This window comes from Enterobacter sp. Ag1, assembly GCA_000277545.1.
Taxonomy (GTDB): domain Bacteria; phylum Pseudomonadota; class Gammaproteobacteria; order Enterobacterales; family Enterobacteriaceae; genus Cedecea.
In genome coordinates this window covers 302,598-318,148 of the sequence record AKXM01000004.1, presented here as the reverse complement: position 1 = coordinate 318,148, position 15,551 = coordinate 302,598, and the positions used below count along the sequence as shown (strand labels likewise).

Annotated in this window: 16 protein-coding genes; 5 read left to right on the top strand and 11 right to left on the bottom strand. The window is 56.1% G+C overall.

The window, feature by feature from the left end; genetic code table 11:
* The first annotated feature begins 80 nt into the window (after window positions 1-80).
* On the top strand, window positions 81-992 hold the full coding sequence (locus tag A936_RS02230) for a LysR family transcriptional regulator (RefSeq protein WP_008454170.1): 912 nt from the start codon (window positions 81-83) through the stop codon (window positions 990-992).
* Here the strand turns inward: A936_RS02230 and A936_RS02225 are convergent.
* Window positions 949-2,001 carry a MerR family transcriptional regulator gene (locus A936_RS02225; protein WP_008454168.1) on the bottom strand — a complete coding sequence of 351 codons (1,053 nt, stop codon included), beginning with the start codon at window positions 1,999-2,001 and terminating at the stop codon, window positions 949-951. The genes A936_RS02230 and A936_RS02225 overlap by 44 nt on opposite strands.
* Before the next feature lie 123 nt (window positions 2,002-2,124).
* Window positions 2,125-2,403 (bottom strand): stress-induced protein YchH, encoded by a 279-nt coding sequence (gene ychH / locus A936_RS02220; RefSeq protein WP_008454166.1) that lies wholly within the window; start codon window positions 2,401-2,403, stop codon window positions 2,125-2,127.
* A gap of 274 nt (window positions 2,404-2,677) precedes the next feature.
* On the opposite strand from ychH, the gene pth reads away from it, so the two are divergent.
* Complete coding sequence (pth, locus tag A936_RS02215; RefSeq protein ID WP_008454164.1) at window positions 2,678-3,262, top strand: aminoacyl-tRNA hydrolase; 585 nt, start codon at window positions 2,678-2,680, stop codon at window positions 3,260-3,262.
* 139 nt (window positions 3,263-3,401) lie between these two features.
* On the top strand, window positions 3,402-4,496 hold the full coding sequence (gene ychF / locus A936_RS02210) for a redox-regulated ATPase YchF (RefSeq protein ID WP_008454161.1): 1,095 nt from the start codon (window positions 3,402-3,404) through the stop codon (window positions 4,494-4,496).
* Between the two features lie 63 nt (window positions 4,497-4,559).
* On the opposite strand, the gene A936_RS02205 is transcribed toward ychF, so the two are convergent.
* From A936_RS02205 to A936_RS02175, 7 genes are all read right to left on the bottom strand, one after another.
* Window positions 4,560-5,996 carry a purine-cytosine permease family protein gene (locus A936_RS02205; RefSeq protein ID WP_008454158.1) on the bottom strand — a complete coding sequence of 479 codons (1,437 nt, stop codon included), beginning with the start codon at window positions 5,994-5,996 and terminating at the stop codon, window positions 4,560-4,562.
* A 331-nt stretch (window positions 5,997-6,327) separates the two neighbouring features.
* Window positions 6,328-6,729: a DUF6515 family protein gene (locus A936_RS02200; RefSeq protein WP_008454157.1), complete on the bottom strand. Its 402-nt coding sequence runs from the start codon at window positions 6,727-6,729 to the stop codon at window positions 6,328-6,330.
* Window positions 6,730-6,934: 205 nt separating this feature from the next.
* Window positions 6,935-7,570 (bottom strand): carbonic anhydrase, encoded by a 636-nt coding sequence (locus A936_RS02195; RefSeq protein ID WP_008454155.1) that lies wholly within the window; start codon window positions 7,568-7,570, stop codon window positions 6,935-6,937.
* A 156-nt stretch (window positions 7,571-7,726) separates the two neighbouring features.
* Window positions 7,727-8,605: a cycle-inhibiting factor gene (locus tag A936_RS02190; RefSeq protein ID WP_008454153.1), complete on the bottom strand. Its 879-nt coding sequence runs from the start codon at window positions 8,603-8,605 to the stop codon at window positions 7,727-7,729.
* Between the two features lie 104 nt (window positions 8,606-8,709).
* The gene (locus tag A936_RS02185; RefSeq protein ID WP_008454152.1) at window positions 8,710-10,173 is read right to left on the bottom strand and encodes a hypothetical protein; all 1,464 of its coding nucleotides are present in this window, start codon (window positions 10,171-10,173) and stop codon (window positions 8,710-8,712) included.
* An 87-nt stretch (window positions 10,174-10,260) separates the two neighbouring features.
* A complete protein-coding gene (locus A936_RS02180) occupies window positions 10,261-10,968 on the bottom strand; it encodes an SDR family oxidoreductase (protein WP_008454150.1) in 708 nt (235 codons plus the stop codon).
* 92 nt (window positions 10,969-11,060) lie between these two features.
* Window positions 11,061-12,428 carry a formimidoylglutamate deiminase gene (locus A936_RS02175; RefSeq protein WP_008454148.1) on the bottom strand — a complete coding sequence of 456 codons (1,368 nt, stop codon included), beginning with the start codon at window positions 12,426-12,428 and terminating at the stop codon, window positions 11,061-11,063.
* 107 nt (window positions 12,429-12,535) lie between these two features.
* On the opposite strand from A936_RS02175, the gene hutC reads away from it, so the two are divergent.
* Together hutC and A936_RS02165 are read left to right on the top strand one after the other, a co-directional pair.
* Complete coding sequence (gene hutC, locus A936_RS02170) at window positions 12,536-13,297, top strand: histidine utilization transcriptional repressor HutC (protein ID WP_008454147.1); 762 nt, start codon at window positions 12,536-12,538, stop codon at window positions 13,295-13,297.
* Window positions 13,294-13,848, top strand: coding sequence for a HutD/Ves family protein (locus A936_RS02165; protein WP_008454145.1), 555 nt, complete (start codon window positions 13,294-13,296; stop codon window positions 13,846-13,848). The genes hutC and A936_RS02165 overlap by 4 nt, the downstream gene beginning before the upstream one ends.
* A 42-nt stretch (window positions 13,849-13,890) precedes the next feature.
* On the opposite strand, the gene A936_RS02160 is transcribed toward A936_RS02165, so the two are convergent.
* Together A936_RS02160 and A936_RS02155 are read right to left on the bottom strand one after the other, a co-directional pair.
* Entirely contained in the window at window positions 13,891-14,652 is a 762-nt protein-coding gene (locus tag A936_RS02160; protein WP_008454143.1) for an enoyl-CoA hydratase, read from the bottom strand.
* The gene (locus A936_RS02155; RefSeq protein WP_008454141.1) at window positions 14,645-15,538 is read right to left on the bottom strand and encodes a 3-hydroxyacyl-CoA dehydrogenase family protein; all 894 of its coding nucleotides are present in this window, start codon (window positions 15,536-15,538) and stop codon (window positions 14,645-14,647) included. Before A936_RS02155 ends, A936_RS02160 begins: the two co-directional genes overlap by 8 nt.
* Between the last annotated feature and the right edge of the window lie 13 nt (window positions 15,539-15,551).

Genomic DNA, 15,551 nt, shown 5'->3' with positions numbered 1-15,551 from the left:
TTATGACATAATGACCGATAAATTAGCCATCTGTAACATGACAAGATACCTCATGTAATAAATAGAAAGAGAACATCGGAATGAAACGCCACTTCGAAGAGATGCAGATCGGCACGCTGGAGCTGTTTTGCCAGGCCGCGGAACAGCTGAGCTTCAGCGCGGCGGCCAATTTTATGGGGATCACGCCCGCGGCGGTCAGCCGCTCTATCGCCCGCCTGGAAGAGCGCTTAGGCGTGCGCCTGTTCGTACGTACAACCCGCCAGATCAGGCTGACAGAAAGCGGGGAGCGCTACTTCCGCCAGTGCCAGCAGGCGCTGCAGCAGCTCAGAGAGGCGGAGCGGGAAGTCACCGGTGCGCAGAGAGAACCCGCTGGCGTGCTGCGAATTAGCCTCCCTACCCCGTATGCGCATCATCGAGTGCTGCCGCTGCTGCCGGAATTCAGGCAGCTTTACCCCCGCGTCTCGGTGCAGGTTCACATCAGCAACCGCAACATCGACTTTGCCGATGAAAGTTACGACATTGCCATTCGCGGCCGCTCACCTCAGGATTCATCGCTTATTGCCCGCAAGCTCGAAGACGCGGAGCTTATCACCGTGGCTTCTCCGGTCTATTTAGCCCGGGCGGGAATACCCCAAACGCTGGGCGACTTAAATCACCACGAGTGCATCCAGTTTGAGCTGCCGAGCACCGGGCGAAAAGTCCCCTGGACGTACAGCGTCGACGGCAAAGATACCGACATTTTTACCCGCGGCGGCTTTACCTGCGCGGAAGATGTGTTGGGAATAGTGGCGCTTGCCAGAAGCGGAGCGGGCCTGATTCAGACCTACCGGTTTATTCTGGAGCAGGATGTGGCCGACGGAACGCTGGTTGAGGTGCTGCCGGAGTACGGCGGCGCCTCACGACCGTTTATTTTACTTTACCCTCACGCTCGCCATCTCTCTTTACGCGTCAGGAGCCTGGTTGATTTCTTAGTCCAGCGGCTTGGAACATAGCGCCAATCGCCCTCTGCAGCCAGGCCAGCACCTCCGGCGTCATCCAGGTGCCCTTGGCAAGCTCTGGCTCGTTCGCCATCGCGGTGCGGAATTTTTGCTGCGTTTGCACAGACGGCCCGGCAAACGACTGAAACAGTTCCAGCCAGCGACGTGCGAGCTGCTGCGCCTGCTCTGATTCAGCCTGCACGCCTTCCGCATTGGCCTTACGCACCGCGGCCACCAGCGGCGGCCACTCCTGCATACGGTCGAAATAGTGACGGCTGGTGAAAGCAAACTCCTCATCGGTGAGGTAGCGCCGGTAAATGTTCAGCTTGCTGTGGCCGAATGCGTGCGTTACGTATTCGGTCAGCGCCGGCGAAATCCCGGTCTGGCGGGCCATGTCCGGCTCAGCCTGATGCATTTTGTTCAGGCGAACCAGAAAATCCGGCTCACCCGCCGTGTCACGCTCCAGGATTTCCATCCAGTGCGCCGCCAGCCGCTGGGCGCGCTCATCCGCCGGTGGAACGCCCTGGGCATGAAGCCCGGCCACCTCGTCGACCAGTTGTTTCCATTCCCCGTCACGGCGGCTATCGGCCTGCGCAAAAGGCAGGCGCTCTAACTCTTCTTTTGAAAAATAGCGATCGTACATCGTCATTAACTCCAGCGTAGTCAGCCATTCCTCGAGATCAGGTTCTGCGCCGCTGCGCAGAGTTTCACGCAGCGTAACCAGCCGCTGGCGCAGCACGGCGATTTCAGACAGCTGGCCATCCAGCACGGAGATCTGCGAATCCAGGATCTCCTGGAGCGACAGCGCCTGACGCTCGAGACAGTCGCGCACCTCACCCAGGCTCATTCCCATCCGGCTCAACGCCTGAATATGATGCAGCCGGGCGATATCCAGCCGGTTATACAGTCGATAACCCGCGGCGGTGCGGGCAGAAGGCAGCAACAGGCCTATAGCTTCATAGTGGTGTAGCGTCCGTACCGTGATCCCGGCACGCTTTGCCAGTTCACCTACTTTGAACAACATGTCCTGCTCCTTTTGGCTTCTGCTGAGAGGGAGTGTGCAGCCTCACGTAACGTGAGGGTCAATCCGTTAAGCATAAAAAAAACGGCCCCTGAAAAGGAGCCGTTTCTCAAAATCTGCTAAATATTAGCTGTGGCGATGATGTTCATCCCGGCGGCAGCGTTTATCGTAGTGGCGAACCCACCAGTAACGGTCACAGACCTGTTCACGTCCGCCAATACGCGCCCCGGCAAGCCAAAGTACGGCCCCAACGAAGATGCTCAGCACGGCACCGTGGGCGAAAAACTGCGGCAGGTTTAGCTGCGGGAGCTGGTTCAGAATTGAATAGCCCACCCCGACCACCATCACAACCAGTCCCAATCCCATGAGGACATTACCGAGTAACGAAGCGTTTCTGCGTTTCATATGTCACCTCCGCACTATTACGGGTCGGTGGGGAACATCCCCTATCCTTGTGACTAAAGTATAGACAATGCCCCTAAAGAGCGTGTGCGTGAGCGATCACAATTACGAATGAAAGACCTACAAAAGTTTACAAATAAGCGTCTGAGTTACTTGAAATTCTAATGGTTCAGATCCTCAACTATTCAAGAATGTGTCGGCGGGGGGATTGCGCTTTGTCAACGTCGCCCTCGCGCAGTAAACTACGCGGCTGTGAACGGTTTTCAGGAATTTAAACGTGAGCATTAAATTAATTGTCGGCCTGGCCAACCCAGGCGCTGAATATGCAGCGACCCGCCATAATGCCGGAGCCTGGTATGTGGATTTACTGGCCGAGCGCCACAATCAGTCGCTGAAAGAAGAAGCGAAATTCTTTGGCTATACCGCCCGCATTAATCTGGGTGGAGAAGACGTTCGCCTGCTGGTTCCGACCACGTTTATGAACCTCAGCGGGAAAGCGGTTGCCGCCATGGCCACCTTCTTCCGCATCGCCCCGGACGAAATTCTGGTGGCGCACGATGAACTGGATCTCCCTCCGGGCGTGGCGAAATTCAAGCTGGGTGGCGGCCACGGCGGGCACAACGGCCTGAAGGACATTATCAGTAAACTCGGCAATAACCCGAACTTTCACCGGTTACGCGTGGGGATTGGCCATCCGGGCGATAAAAACAAAGTTGTCGGCTTTGTGCTCGGCAAACCGCCGGTCAGCGAACAGAAGCTTATCGACGACGCAGTAGACGAAGCGGCGCGCTGCACCGAAGTCTGGCTGAAAGAAGGCCTGACTAAGGCAACTAATCGTCTGCACGCCTTTAAAGCACAATAAACCGGCCTTCCCCGCACCGGGAAAGGATTTCCACGCCCGCTGGCGGTGGTTTCAGTGTATAATGCGCAAAGTTATCTACATTTTTTCAATGAAAACAGTTAAATTCATTGATAATCAAGCAATTAAGGTGATTTAAACCATGGGATTCAAATGCGGTATCGTCGGCTTGCCGAACGTGGGCAAATCCACGCTGTTCAACGCCCTGACCAAAGCAGGTATCGAAGCGGCTAACTTCCCGTTCTGTACCATTGAGCCGAACACGGGTGTGGTGCCAATGCCGGACCCGCGTCTGGACAAGCTGGCCGAAATCGTTAAACCCCAGCGTATTCTGCCGACCACCATGGAATTCGTGGACATCGCAGGCCTGGTGAAAGGCGCATCTAAAGGTGAAGGCCTGGGCAACCAGTTCCTGACCAACATCCGTGAAACCGAAGCTATCGGCCACGTGGTGCGCTGCTTTGAAAACGACAACATCATCCACGTAAACAATAAAGTGGATCCGGCTGACGACATTGAAGTTATCAATACCGAGCTGGCGCTGTCTGACCTGGACACCTGCGAGCGCGCTATTCACCGCGTGCAGAAGAAAGCCAAAGGCGGCGACAAAGACGCTAAAGCCGAGCTGGCGGCGCTGGAAAAATGCCTGCCACAGCTGGAAAACGCCGGTATGTTGCGCGCGCTGAAAAATCTGACCGAAGAAGATAAGGCGGCGATCAAATACCTGAGCTTCCTGACCCTGAAGCCAACCATGTACATCGCCAACGTTAACGAAGACGGTTTTGAAAACAACCCGTACCTCGATAAAGTCCGCGAAATTGCCGCTGGTGAAGGTTCCGTCGTGGTTGCCGTCTGCGCCGCGGTTGAATCCGACATCGCCGAGCTGGACGATGCCGACCGCGAAGAGTTCATGGCCGAGCTGGGTCTGGAAGAGCCGGGCCTGAACCGCGTGATCCGCGCAGGCTACGAGCTGCTGAGCCTGCAGACTTATTTCACCGCTGGCGTGAAAGAAGTGCGCGCGTGGACCATCCCTGTCGGCGCGACTGCTCCACAGGCGGCGGGTAAAATCCACACCGACTTCGAAAAAGGCTTCATCCGCGCGCAAACCATCGCCTATGAAGACTTTATCACCTACAAAGGCGAGCAAGGCGCAAAAGAAGCCGGCAAAATGCGCGCCGAAGGTAAAGACTACATCGTGAAAGACGGCGACGTGATGAACTTCCTGTTCAACGTCTAACCCCTTCCCTTCGGGCATAAAAAATCCACGCTCAGGCGTGGATTTTTTTTAAACACAGAAAAATCAGCGAGCAGCGCTATTCGGGTAAACCGTCGCCGCTGGCAGAACGCGTTTATCGAGGCGATGCAGGCCATAATAGAGAATCGCCGTACCAAACCAGCCAATGATCCACGACACATCGTTGCCGTCGAATAGCCACGTCAGCGAGCCGTGGAAAAGCGGGTTCTCAATAAACGGCAGCTGAATCAGCACCCCGACGATATAAACCCCTATGCCAAACAGGTTCCAGCGGCCATAGCGCTTATCGGCATCAAACAGCGCGGGAATATCTACGGCTCGGGACGAAATAAAGAAGTAATCGGTCAGGCTAATGGCGCTCCACGGCACAAAGAAGGCCAGCAAGAACAGCAGGAAATGAGTGAAGTGTTTCAGGAATGCCGGTTCACTCAGCAGCGCAATGATGCATGAAGCCGCCACCATCAGCACCACAAACAGAATGCGGTTCTTCTGGCTCAGGGTCACCTGCTTGCGGAACCCTGACACAATGGTGGTCAGCGACATAAAGCTGCCGTAGGCGTTCAGCGTGGTAAAAGTAATTTTGCCGAAGCAGATAGCAAAATAAATCAGCATCGCCATGGTTTCGGTTTTGCCCAGCCCCACAATGTAGCCGACTTCGTGTCCGGAAAAAGCGCTCCCGGCAATCGCAGCGGTGATAACGCCCAGCGTCATTGAAGCCTGAGTCCCCAGCACGGTGCCGCTGAACACCGAGAAAAACACCTTCGGACCAGACACGTCTCGCGGCAGGTAGCGCGAGTAATCGGAAACATAGGGGCAAAAGGCAATTTGCCAGGAAGAGGACAGCGACACCGCCAGCAAAAACATCGGCATGGAGAAATGGTTATTTTGCAGAATGCCCGCGAGATCGGCGTCGAACAGCAGCGACCCAAACAGCCAGGCAAAAGCCAGCACGCCAACAACACTGGCGACCTTGCCAAGCTTATGGATCACGCGATACCCGAGCACGGCAATGACGATAATAATGGCGCTGAACAGGATCATCCCGCTGACATCGCTGATTGACAGCAAATGCGCCATTGCCTGCCCCGCCAGCACGGTGCCGCTGGCGGAAAAGCCGATATACATGATACACACCAGCACCAGCGGAATCACCGCCCCGTAAACGCCAAACTGCGCCCGGGAGATGATCATCTGCGGCAGGCCAAGACGCGGCCCCTGCAAAGCGTGGAAGGACATGATCGATGCCCCCAGAACCTGCCCCACAAACAGCCCCACCAGCGACCAGACGACGTCGCCGCCCAGCACCACGGCCAGCGCGCCGGTGACAATCGCGGTGATCTGCAAATTGCCGCCGAACCAAAGAGTAAACTGGCTAAAAGGATGCCCGTGACGTTCCCCGTCAGGAATGTAATCAATAGATCGGCTCTCGCTTAGACGTGAGCTCTTTTTGGACTGTTCTTCTGTGGATGAAAAGGAAGACATAACGACCTCGCTGAACCTGATTAAACGCCGGAAAACCCATCGCACATCAAATGATCACTCATGTATATACAAGCAATGCGCGTAAACCACACCCTGCTGATAATGAATTTGCGAACTAAGTTGTAGATTTTATGTAACCAAATTGATGTGTAGATGTACCAATATGAAAAACTGATGGTGAACAGGCGTGGAAGACCGGCCCAAGGGTTGACGGGAGGGCGAACGTTGAGAAAAGAGGGAAACTAAGGCGTCAGTTAATGCCAAAAGAAACCCACGCTGACGGTGGGTTTCCTACATTACCGCCTGCCACACAGGCTGAACAAAATGGGGATTACAGTCCGGCGGGGCGCGGCACTTCGAAATAGTTACCGTTAATATCCTTCTGGTAATAGCTGCCGTTACGCACGTAATAGCGTTTGCCGTTGTAATCCAGCACGCTGACGCCAGAATTGATGCTGGACGGCGTCTCTACGCGAATGTATTCCGCCCCCTGACGCTGGTAGTAAATTCCGTTGACCACGTAATAGGTCAGGCCGCCTACGATAATGGCCGTGGCAAGCCCAGGCAATACGGTTAAACGCGGCCCGCCATAGAAATAATGCGGCCCCGGATAATACCGCGGGCCAGACCAGAATCCTGGGCCATGACCAAACCAGGGGCCAGGACGCGCCTGCGCCAGGGACGGCACAACAATCAGCGCAGACATAGCCAATACATACAGATACTTTTTCATCTTAAACTCTCCTGACCTGCGGCTGAGCGCGAGCATTCGCCCGCTTTATGTCGATTATAATCCCGCCGCCTCAAGCTTTTCCGTATAGGGAAAGTAAATCCGTGAAATCTCCACAATCCTGCTTCTGGCGTCTTTATTTATCCATAGATGTAAAAAATCCACGCAAAACGTGGATTTTTTTATCTGCAAGAGCGCTGGCGTGAATTTATTCGAAACAAACGTCAGGGTTATCCGCCAGGGAAACAAAGGATTTGCTGTTTTTATCCAGCGTGCGAATTTCACCGCTTTCGATATCGTAAACCCAGCCGTGCAGGCGCAGGCCGTTGTTACGCAGCCCTACCGCGACGGAAGGATGCGTTTTAATGTTGTTCAGCTGGGCGATAACGTTTTCTTCTACCATGGCGTTGACCTTATCGGTCTCGTTGTTCCAGGTTTTCTTTTCCACAACCGCTTTTGCCGCATCGGCATAGTGCAGCCAGTGCGCAACGGCCGGCATCGGATCCAGGCACTGGCAGGAGGCGATAGCTTTCATCGCACCGCAGTTAGAGTGCCCGCAAATCACAATATCGGTTACGCCAAGGGCAACAACCGCGTACTCGATGGTTGCCGAAACGCCGCCCGGCTCCGGACCGAAAGAAGGCACGATATTGCCGGCATTACGAATAACGAAGAGCTGCCCCGGTTCCTGCTGTGTTACCAGCTCCGGCACCAGTCGGCTGTCGGAACAGGAAATAAAAAGCGCTTTAGGATTTTGGCTGGACGCCAGGCTGCGAAAGAGCTCTTTGCGCTGCGGGAAAATCTCTTTCTGGAAGTTAAGAAAGCCTTCGATGATATGTTGCATAGCACGTTCTCTTGTTCTGTAGTGACACCGACATGATAGAGATCACATTGAGTTAGTCCAGCCCCGACTCGCCAAAAGGCCGCTTTTTCTCTGGCGACAAAGCGGAATAAATCCACATTAAACGTGGATTTATTCCCTGCTACCGGCGGCAAATACTTAGCCGCATCGGGCTTTAATCGCCGAGACGTTTTTCTCCAGATTCGCCGGGGCGTATTCCGCCAGCTGAAAATTAAAACCTTGATTCCTTTGTAGATCCAGGCGCTCCGGGCGCAGCATATTCGGGTTACTGTCGACGTCGAACAGCTTAGCAATATGCCCCGGATCGATTCGCCCGTGCGCCATGTTCATAAAATGCGTATTGATATCGTTCAGCGAAACCGGCTGTGCAGCTTTCTTGCTCATCCAGTCGTCAAGACGCAGCGGGCGAGTCGCCCCTTCCCCTAAATCCGACTGATACAGAAACGCATCGCGCCTTGGTTTTGTGCTGGCCGGGAGATCAATCACGTAAGCATGGCCCATGCCTGCGTCATTCACGCGCAAAATAAAGTGTTTGTGGGCGGGTAAATTGGCAAGCTGTTGCTGAAGCTGGGGTAACGACATTGTTCGCCCGTGTTCAAAAGCGTAGCTGAAATGGTCGGTGTCGAGGAAAAGCTTCATCACGTTATTCGCCGTAACGCCGCAAACAGGCTCGTTAATGCGCTTGCTGCTGCCCAGCATCGCCTCAACTTCATGCTTAGGCATCCCCCACTCTCTGGCCGTATTTGAAATATTATCGTCTATCGCTTTCAGCAGCGCCGACGGGCTTTTATGGTGAATAGGTACCGAATTATCATCGCTGTTAAGCAGCACGTTGGCCCTCAGGTTTTTGCCGCTTAGCTTCGCGAAATCCTGCACCAACCGTGTGGACGGGTTATTCACGTTGCGGGACGACGATGCCGTGGCTGACGTTCTGGCGGTGCGGCTTGACTGGCCGCTTTGCGCCTGCAGGCGAGGATCTGACTGTGTAGGACGGAAAGTATTAAGGATGTTTCTCATCGGAGGGTATTCCACTCGTTGGGCAATTGAGGCTGAGTGGTAACGCCGGCGAGCCGGTTCCCCGACAGAGGTAAAAAACCCACGCCGCAGCGTGGGTAGCAGGATTATTTCAGATTCAATGGATTGGTTGATTTCAGGTTGACATTATCCGCCAGGAGATTGACCTTCTTCGTCTCTTCCTTATCAAACGGGGTGCGTTTCTCATCGGTCAAACGCGCCGCAACGTAAGTCTGAACATATTCGGCGTTATGGGTCGAGCGGCTGGTTTCCACGCTCGCCAGATTGCCCTTTTTGAACGCCAGCGTTGTTTGGGTCGACGTTTCTTCACTAATCACATGATAAGTATAATTTTGTGAGGATTTCAGTCCCGTGAGATCCAATTTTCTGCCCGGGACCAGCGACTCATGATAGCTGGCCTTAAGACTCGCCTTCGTGCTCTGAGCCAGCTTACTCAGGTCACCCCGGGTATCGGTGCTGCCCTGAGTGGTCTGGCTAAAGTCATAGGAAAAACTGTCTTTTTCCTCGGACTTGTAAGGGTTTGAGGCCACGTCCGACTGTTTAAAGGACGCGGTAAAATCAGCCAGCCCGCTCAAGTAAGAGCGTGCTTTATCTTCTGCAGAAACAGTGATGCTTTGCTGTATCCCACTGGTTTTCGATTCGTTAGAGCCATAATCGCTGTTCAGCGCGTGAAAGGCGCTTTTAAACAGGGCAAGCTGGGCTTTGTTCGCATGGCCGCGGGATCCGGCTCCGTCGAGCTGTTTCTCATAGGCGGAAAGCGCCTGGGCCTGCTGACTTTTGCTGCCCAATGTCCCCGCGTTACTGAGGTCGGTCGTCAGGTTAAACGTGGCGTCGCCGTCTTTATAACTGAGCGTGCGCCGAGCGCTGTCGCTCTGGAAACTCAGAGACTGGATTGAGCTGCCGGCCTGGCTGACATCGGTGTTCAGCTCCACGGACTTGAACAGCCTGCTATCAACGTTGAGCAGTCCGCCAATTTTTATCGCCGGTGGCTGCTGCGACAGGCCATCAAGCACGTTCTGGAAGCCATCCGCCAGGCCCGAGATCGCCGCCACGTCATCGTCGGTCAGATCGCCGCCGCTGGTCTGAACTTGCGCGACCAGGCCTTCAGACTGGCGGGATAACGAAATGCTGACCTTTACGCCGCTCTTTGTCTCGATATTCAGCGCGACCGCGCTGTCTTTGTCCTGCACAACGTCGCCCTCTACGGCGGCGGCCGCAGGCGAGGCAACCGCCAGAGAGAAACCTTTCGGATTATCTTTCAGCGCCAGCAGAAGCTCTTTACCCAGCCCCTGAAACGAGACAGAACCCGGCTGCGAAAGGGTTGCCCCCATCAGCGCGGATAAACTGCTGTTGCCTGCGGGCGTATTCGCCCGAAGCTTTTGGGCACCGAACGAATAAACGGCGCTGATGCTGTCGCTCGCTCCGCTGAGGGTAACGCGCGTTGAGGCCTGGATCGCCGGGGCGGGGACCACCGGAGCTTTAACCTTTGCCGCAATATTTGCCCCCATCGAGGGAACAGAAACGCCAATGCTACCAATCGGACCTGTCATTTAATTCATCCCATATTGTTGGTCTGCAAAAAATATCGGCCCGGGCGGGGCTAACTTGAGTGCGAAAGCACCCACGGACAAACGTGCCTACCGCAGCGTATAGCCGCCATCGCAATAAATTGTACTGCCGGTAATATTATGATTATCCAGTAAAAAAAGTGCCGTTGCGGCCTGCTCATCTACGTGTCCTGGGCGACCATTTAACGCCAGACTGTTCCAATATTGGTAGGTCGATTCACGCACTTCAGCCGGTCGGCTACGCCAAAGTTCGCTGTCGGTGGTGCCCGGCGACAGGCAGTTGACTCGCACCGGCTTCAGCTCCACCGCCAGGCCCCGCGCCAGTCCCTCAAGCGCCGCATTGCAGGCGGCATAGGCTGGCGCACCAATGGGGCGAGCAGAAGCGGCACCGGACATCAGCACCACGGCAGAGGAAGCATGTAGATTGGGAAGCGCCTCATAGACGGCCCAATACTGTGACCAGAATTTGGCCTGAAACAGCGCTTCGGACGTGGCGGCATCGCCATCGCGAAAATCGCCAGTTTGATAAGAGGCCGCCGGGGTAAACAACCCAGCCAGCGGCCCGGCATCCGAAAAGAATGCCCGGAGAGACAGGCGGTCGGTCACGTCCACCGTTTTACCTGCGGCATTTTGGCCAAGCTCAGCTAATGCCGCCTGCAGTTTTTCCCCCGATCGTCCGCCGATAAGGACGCTGTCTCCGCGAGACGTCAGCTTCCGGGCAAGCGCCAGCCCGATACCAGAACTGCCGCCCAAAATAGCATAACGTGCATTGGCCATGATTTTCTCCTCGTGAACTTGCAGGCCAGCATTAAAACCTGAAAGCCCGGAGGCGGATAGCTCAATAGCGGATATGCATTTTCACCGGGTAACTAACGCGTTAGCTGCTTCAACACCTGCGCGAAGTCCGCTTTGATCTCTGCGTCTTTCTCATGCCGCCCTTCGCGTATCACCCATTTCCCGCCGGTCACAACGTCTTTGATTGGGTTAGAAGAGCAGGCAAAAATCCAGCGGTTCAACAGCTCGCTATCTTTCGCTGTCGCCAGGAACGGATCGTCCCCGTCCAGCACCAGCCAGTCGGCCCGCCCCCCTACGGCCAGCTCGCCAATGTTTTGCCCCAGCGCCATGCGCCCACCGTGTAGCGCCCCCTGGTAGAGCACGTTGCCGACATAAGGCTCCGTTTCAAGGTGCAACAAATTGCGGCGGCGGTTATTCAGCCGCTGGCCGTATTCAAACCAGCGTAAATCCTCGCTAACGCTGACGCTGATATGGCTGTCCGAGCCAATGCCCCAGTTGCCGCCCTGCTGCAAAAACGCCTGCCCGGGGAAAATGCCGTCCCCGAGATTCGCTTCGGTGGTCAAACACAACCCGGCGACTGCGCCAGAATCAGCCATAAGCCGCGTTTCACTTTCGGTGATGTGGGTGGCGTGAATCAGGCACCAGCGATCATCGACGGGCATATTGTCATACAGCCACTCGACGGGACGCAGCCCGGACCAGGCGAGGCAGTCCGCCACCTCTTTCTGCTGCTCGGAAATATGGATGTGTATCGGCTGAGGCTGCGGCTGGCTGGACAGCACCAGATGCATTTGTTCCGGCGTCACGGCGCGCAGCGAATGGAAGCACAACCCGGCGCGCTGCATCGGCTCCGGGGCAAGCGCTGTGGCAATGCTGTCATACAGCTTCAGGTAGCTGTCGGTGTCGTTAATAAAGCGACGCTGCCCCGACGATGCGGGCTGCCCCCCGAAACCGGAATACGTATATAGCACCGGGAGCAGCGTCAGGCCAATGCCGACGTTTTTTGCAGCCTGAGCCACGCGCAGCGCCAGTTCCGCAGGCTGCGCGTAGGCTTTGCCGTCCACATCGTGATGCAGATAGTGAAACTCGGCCACCGAGGTATAGCCGGCTTTTAACATTTCGATATACAGATAGCTGGCGATGGTTTCCAGCTGTTCCGGGGTGATTTTGCCCACCAGGCGATACATTAGATCGCGCCAGGTCCAGAAGCTGTCTGCCGGGTCGCCAACGACTTCCGTCAGCCCCGCCATCGCCCGCTGAAAAGCGTGCGAATGCAGGTTCGGCATCCCCGGCACAACAACGCCGTCCAGGCGAATATCGCCTTCATCCGGCACGCTGTCAGCGACCACGGACTGAATGACGCCCTCGGGCGAAACGCCCACTCTGACATTTTCCGCCCAGCCCTGCGGCAGAAGCGCTTTTGCCGCGAAATATACCGCCATATCAGCACCCCGGTTCGATGTTAATCAATTGTATATACATGCATGTATATATACATCCAAATAGGGGTAGAGTAAACTTTAAAGGATACCCGGGCGAGGAATGATGAATGGCACAAAACGACGTTTTTAAAGCAGCGGCAGAGACCGACAATCTGGACCAGCCGGCCCCCTATTATGAAAGGGTCAAAATCATTATTAAGACCAATATTCATAGTGGATTATGGCCAGTAAACTACCGGGTTCCCTCCGAAAGTGAACTGGTGAATCAGTTTGGCTACAGCCGCATGACCATCAACCGCGCCCTGCGCGAACTGACCGCCGAAGGTCTGCTGGTGCGTATGCAGGGCATCGGGACTTTCGTCGCCGAAGTGCGCGGGCAGTCCGCGCTGCTCGAAATCAATAATATTGCCGACGAAATTGCCAGCCGCGGCCACCGCCATCACGCCCGCGTGCTGGAGCTAACCCAGGTGTATGCCGACGCGCAGCAGGCCATGGCCTTCAATTTACCCAAGGGCAGCCGCCTGTTCCATTCGCTGATTTGCCACTACGAAAACGGCGTGCCGGTGATGCTGGAAGACCGCCTGGTGAACTCGCTGATCGTGCCGGATTACTTCCAGCAGGATTTCACCCGTATCACGCCCAACGCCTATCTCTCGTCCATCGCGCCCATCGTTGAAGGTGAGCATATTATTGAGGCGGTAAACGTGCCTCGCGAAGAGTGCGCGTATCTGGAAATCGACGAGCACACGCCTTGCCTGCAGGTCAATCGTCGCACCTGGACCGGCCGCCAGAACAAAAAAATCGTCACCAGCGTGCGCCTGGTTTACCCGGGTTCACGCTACCGCCTCGAAGGAAGCATGCACAAATGATCCAGCTTCTGCCCTACGAGCAGTGCCCGGAAATGCTCTGGAAAAACGGCCAGGGCGTGACGCGGGAAATTTATCGTTTCCCGGCGACGGATAACTACGCCTGGCGCATTTCGGTGGCGACCATCCGCCAGGACGGCCCCTTCTCTCTTTTTTCAGGCTATCTGCGCAATATCAGCGTGCTGGAAGGCGAAGGCATGTATCTCACCGTCGACGGCGAACAAAGCCCGCTGATTACACCGTTCCAGGCCACGAATTTTAGCGGCGACAGCGAAGTCAGCTGTACGATTGTCGGCGGGCCGCTGCTGGACTTTAACGTCATCTATAAAGCAGAGAGCACGCGAGCCACGGTAAGCTGGCTGCGGGAAGGCACCTGGAAACACCAGCAGGGTACACAGCTGCTATTTAATGCCGGTGACGTTCTGGAGGTTGAGGTCAACGGTGAACGCCAGGTATTACAACACTACGACAGCCTGTTGATGAGCGCCCCGGCCACGGTCAGCGTGGTTTCTGCGGCCTCTTCCCTTTTCGCTCGCGTCACCCTTTCGGCATAAAAAAACCGGCAGACTGGCTGCCGGTTTCAGCGTTATCTCACTTCATCGCCCCTTAAACTCGGGCGATTGCTTATTTTTAAACGCCGCCAGCCCCGCCGCCCGGTCTTCGCTGTCGGCAATTAACGCAGAGAGCGATCGCTCGTAGGCCACGCCCGCACTCAGCGGCATTTCGTAGCTGGCCGCCACGGCTTTTTTGATCATCATCGCGGCAAGCGGCGCGGCTTTTGCCACCTGAGTCGCCAGCGCTAAAGCCTGCTCTTCCAGCGAATCCGTCACGCGGCTGACAAGCCCGGCACGCAGCGCTTCCTGCGCGTCAATTCTTCTGCCGCTTAACAGCATGTCCATCGCCAGCGATTTGCCCACGGCGCGCACCAGCCGCTGCGTCCCGCCCGCCCCGGGGATAATCCCGATGTGGCTTTCCGGCAGGCCAAAGACGGCGCTTGAATCGGCGATAATAATGTCGCACAACAGCGCCAGCTCCAGGCCACCGCCGAGGGCGTAGCCAGACACGGCGGCAATCAGCGGCGTTTCAATGCTCGCCACCTGGTCCCACTTCTCGCTGAATCCGCTGCGCCATAATGTTGTCGCCGAAGCAGACGCCAGCGTGCCGGTATCCGCCCCGGCAGAAAACGCTTTGGGAGAGCCAAGCAAAACGATTGCCCTGACGTCCGGTCGCCCGTCCAGCTCGGTTAAGACGCCGAGCAGCTCATCAAGCATTTCAGCCGTGAGCGCATTGTATTTCTGTGGCCGATTGAGCGTCACCACCGCAACCGCGCCATCAACGTGAGAAAGGATATCACTCATGCTTATCTCCCCCGGTCAGCTGCCTGACGATTTCATCCCGGTGGCGCATTCCGGCTGCGGCGGTCTCTGCGGTCCACGCATAGAAGCCCTCCCCGCTTTTCGCGCCGAGCTTACCGTCGGCCACTTTGGCTTTCAGCCACGCCGGGAGTTCAGCGCTGTTATCCAATTCGGGCAGTAAAATACCGGCCACTTTCTCTACCGTATCCAGCCCGGCAAAATCCATTAGCTTCATCGGCCCCATCGCCGCCCAGCGGGGCGCCAGCGTGCGCTGCACCGCGCAGTCAACATCCTCTACGGAGCCGATTCCGGCATCCACCAGGTAAAGCGCCTCGCGCAGCATCGCGTACTGCAGCCGGTTGATAATAAAACCCGGAATATCCTGGTTGACGACGATAGTCTCTTTCCCCAGGTGCTGGCAGATGTCCCGCACGCGCTGGCAGATGTCATCCCCGGTCTGTGCCCCGCGCACAATCTCGATCATCGGCATGGTATCCGCCGGGTTAAACCAGTGCATACCGATCAGCCGCTGCGGCTGGCTCAAGGCCGAGGCCAGCAGCGTAATAGACACGCTTGAAGTGTTCGTCGTGATAACGCAATGCTCACTCACCAGGCGCTCGACATCCCTCAGCACGCGCTGCTTGAGCGCCACGTCTTCGGCAACGTTCTCGGACACCAGGTGGGCGTCGCTCAGGCAAGCCTCAAAGGAGGTGGTGAACTCTACGGCTTCACCAGCGCCGAGCGATTCCACAATAGTCCGCGCTTTATCAAGCGTCGGCTCAGAGCGCGACCACAGGCTAACGCGGTAGCCCGCTCGCGCCATCACCACGGCGATGCGCGCGCCCATCGTTCCGGCCCCGACCACCGCCACTTTATGTATTTGCACCATTTTCGTTCTCCAC

Bases quoted from the DNA above. Each gene is read 5' to 3' on its own strand.
- A936_RS02230 (WP_008454170.1), top strand. From the start codon at position 81: ATGAAACGCCACTTCGAAGAGATGCAGATCGGCACGCTGGAGCTGTTT.
- A936_RS02225 (WP_008454168.1), bottom strand. From the start codon at position 2,001: ATGTTGTTCAAAGTAGGTGAACTGGCAAAGCGTGCCGGGATCACGGTA.
- ychH (WP_008454166.1), bottom strand. From the start codon at position 2,403: ATGAAACGCAGAAACGCTTCGTTACTCGGTAATGTCCTCATGGGATTG.
- ychF (WP_008454161.1), top strand. From the start codon at position 3,402: ATGGGATTCAAATGCGGTATCGTCGGCTTGCCGAACGTGGGCAAATCC.
- A936_RS02205 (WP_008454158.1), bottom strand. From the start codon at position 5,996: ATGTCTTCCTTTTCATCCACAGAAGAACAGTCCAAAAAGAGCTCACGT.
- A936_RS02200 (WP_008454157.1), bottom strand. From the start codon at position 6,729: ATGAAAAAGTATCTGTATGTATTGGCTATGTCTGCGCTGATTGTTGTG.
- A936_RS02195 (WP_008454155.1), bottom strand. From the start codon at position 7,570: ATGCAACATATCATCGAAGGCTTTCTTAACTTCCAGAAAGAGATTTTC.
- A936_RS02190 (WP_008454153.1), bottom strand. From the start codon at position 8,605: ATGAGAAACATCCTTAATACTTTCCGTCCTACACAGTCAGATCCTCGC.
- A936_RS02185 (WP_008454152.1), bottom strand. From the start codon at position 10,173: ATGACAGGTCCGATTGGTAGCATTGGCGTTTCTGTTCCCTCGATGGGG.
- A936_RS02180 (WP_008454150.1), bottom strand. From the start codon at position 10,968: ATGGCCAATGCACGTTATGCTATTTTGGGCGGCAGTTCTGGTATCGGG.
- A936_RS02175 (WP_008454148.1), bottom strand. From the start codon at position 12,428: ATGGCGGTATATTTCGCGGCAAAAGCGCTTCTGCCGCAGGGCTGGGCG.
- hutC (WP_008454147.1), top strand. From the start codon at position 12,536: ATGGCACAAAACGACGTTTTTAAAGCAGCGGCAGAGACCGACAATCTG.
- A936_RS02165 (WP_008454145.1), top strand. From the start codon at position 13,294: ATGATCCAGCTTCTGCCCTACGAGCAGTGCCCGGAAATGCTCTGGAAA.
- A936_RS02160 (WP_008454143.1), bottom strand. From the start codon at position 14,652: ATGAGTGATATCCTTTCTCACGTTGATGGCGCGGTTGCGGTGGTGACG.
- A936_RS02155 (WP_008454141.1), bottom strand. From the start codon at position 15,538: ATGGTGCAAATACATAAAGTGGCGGTGGTCGGGGCCGGAACGATGGGC.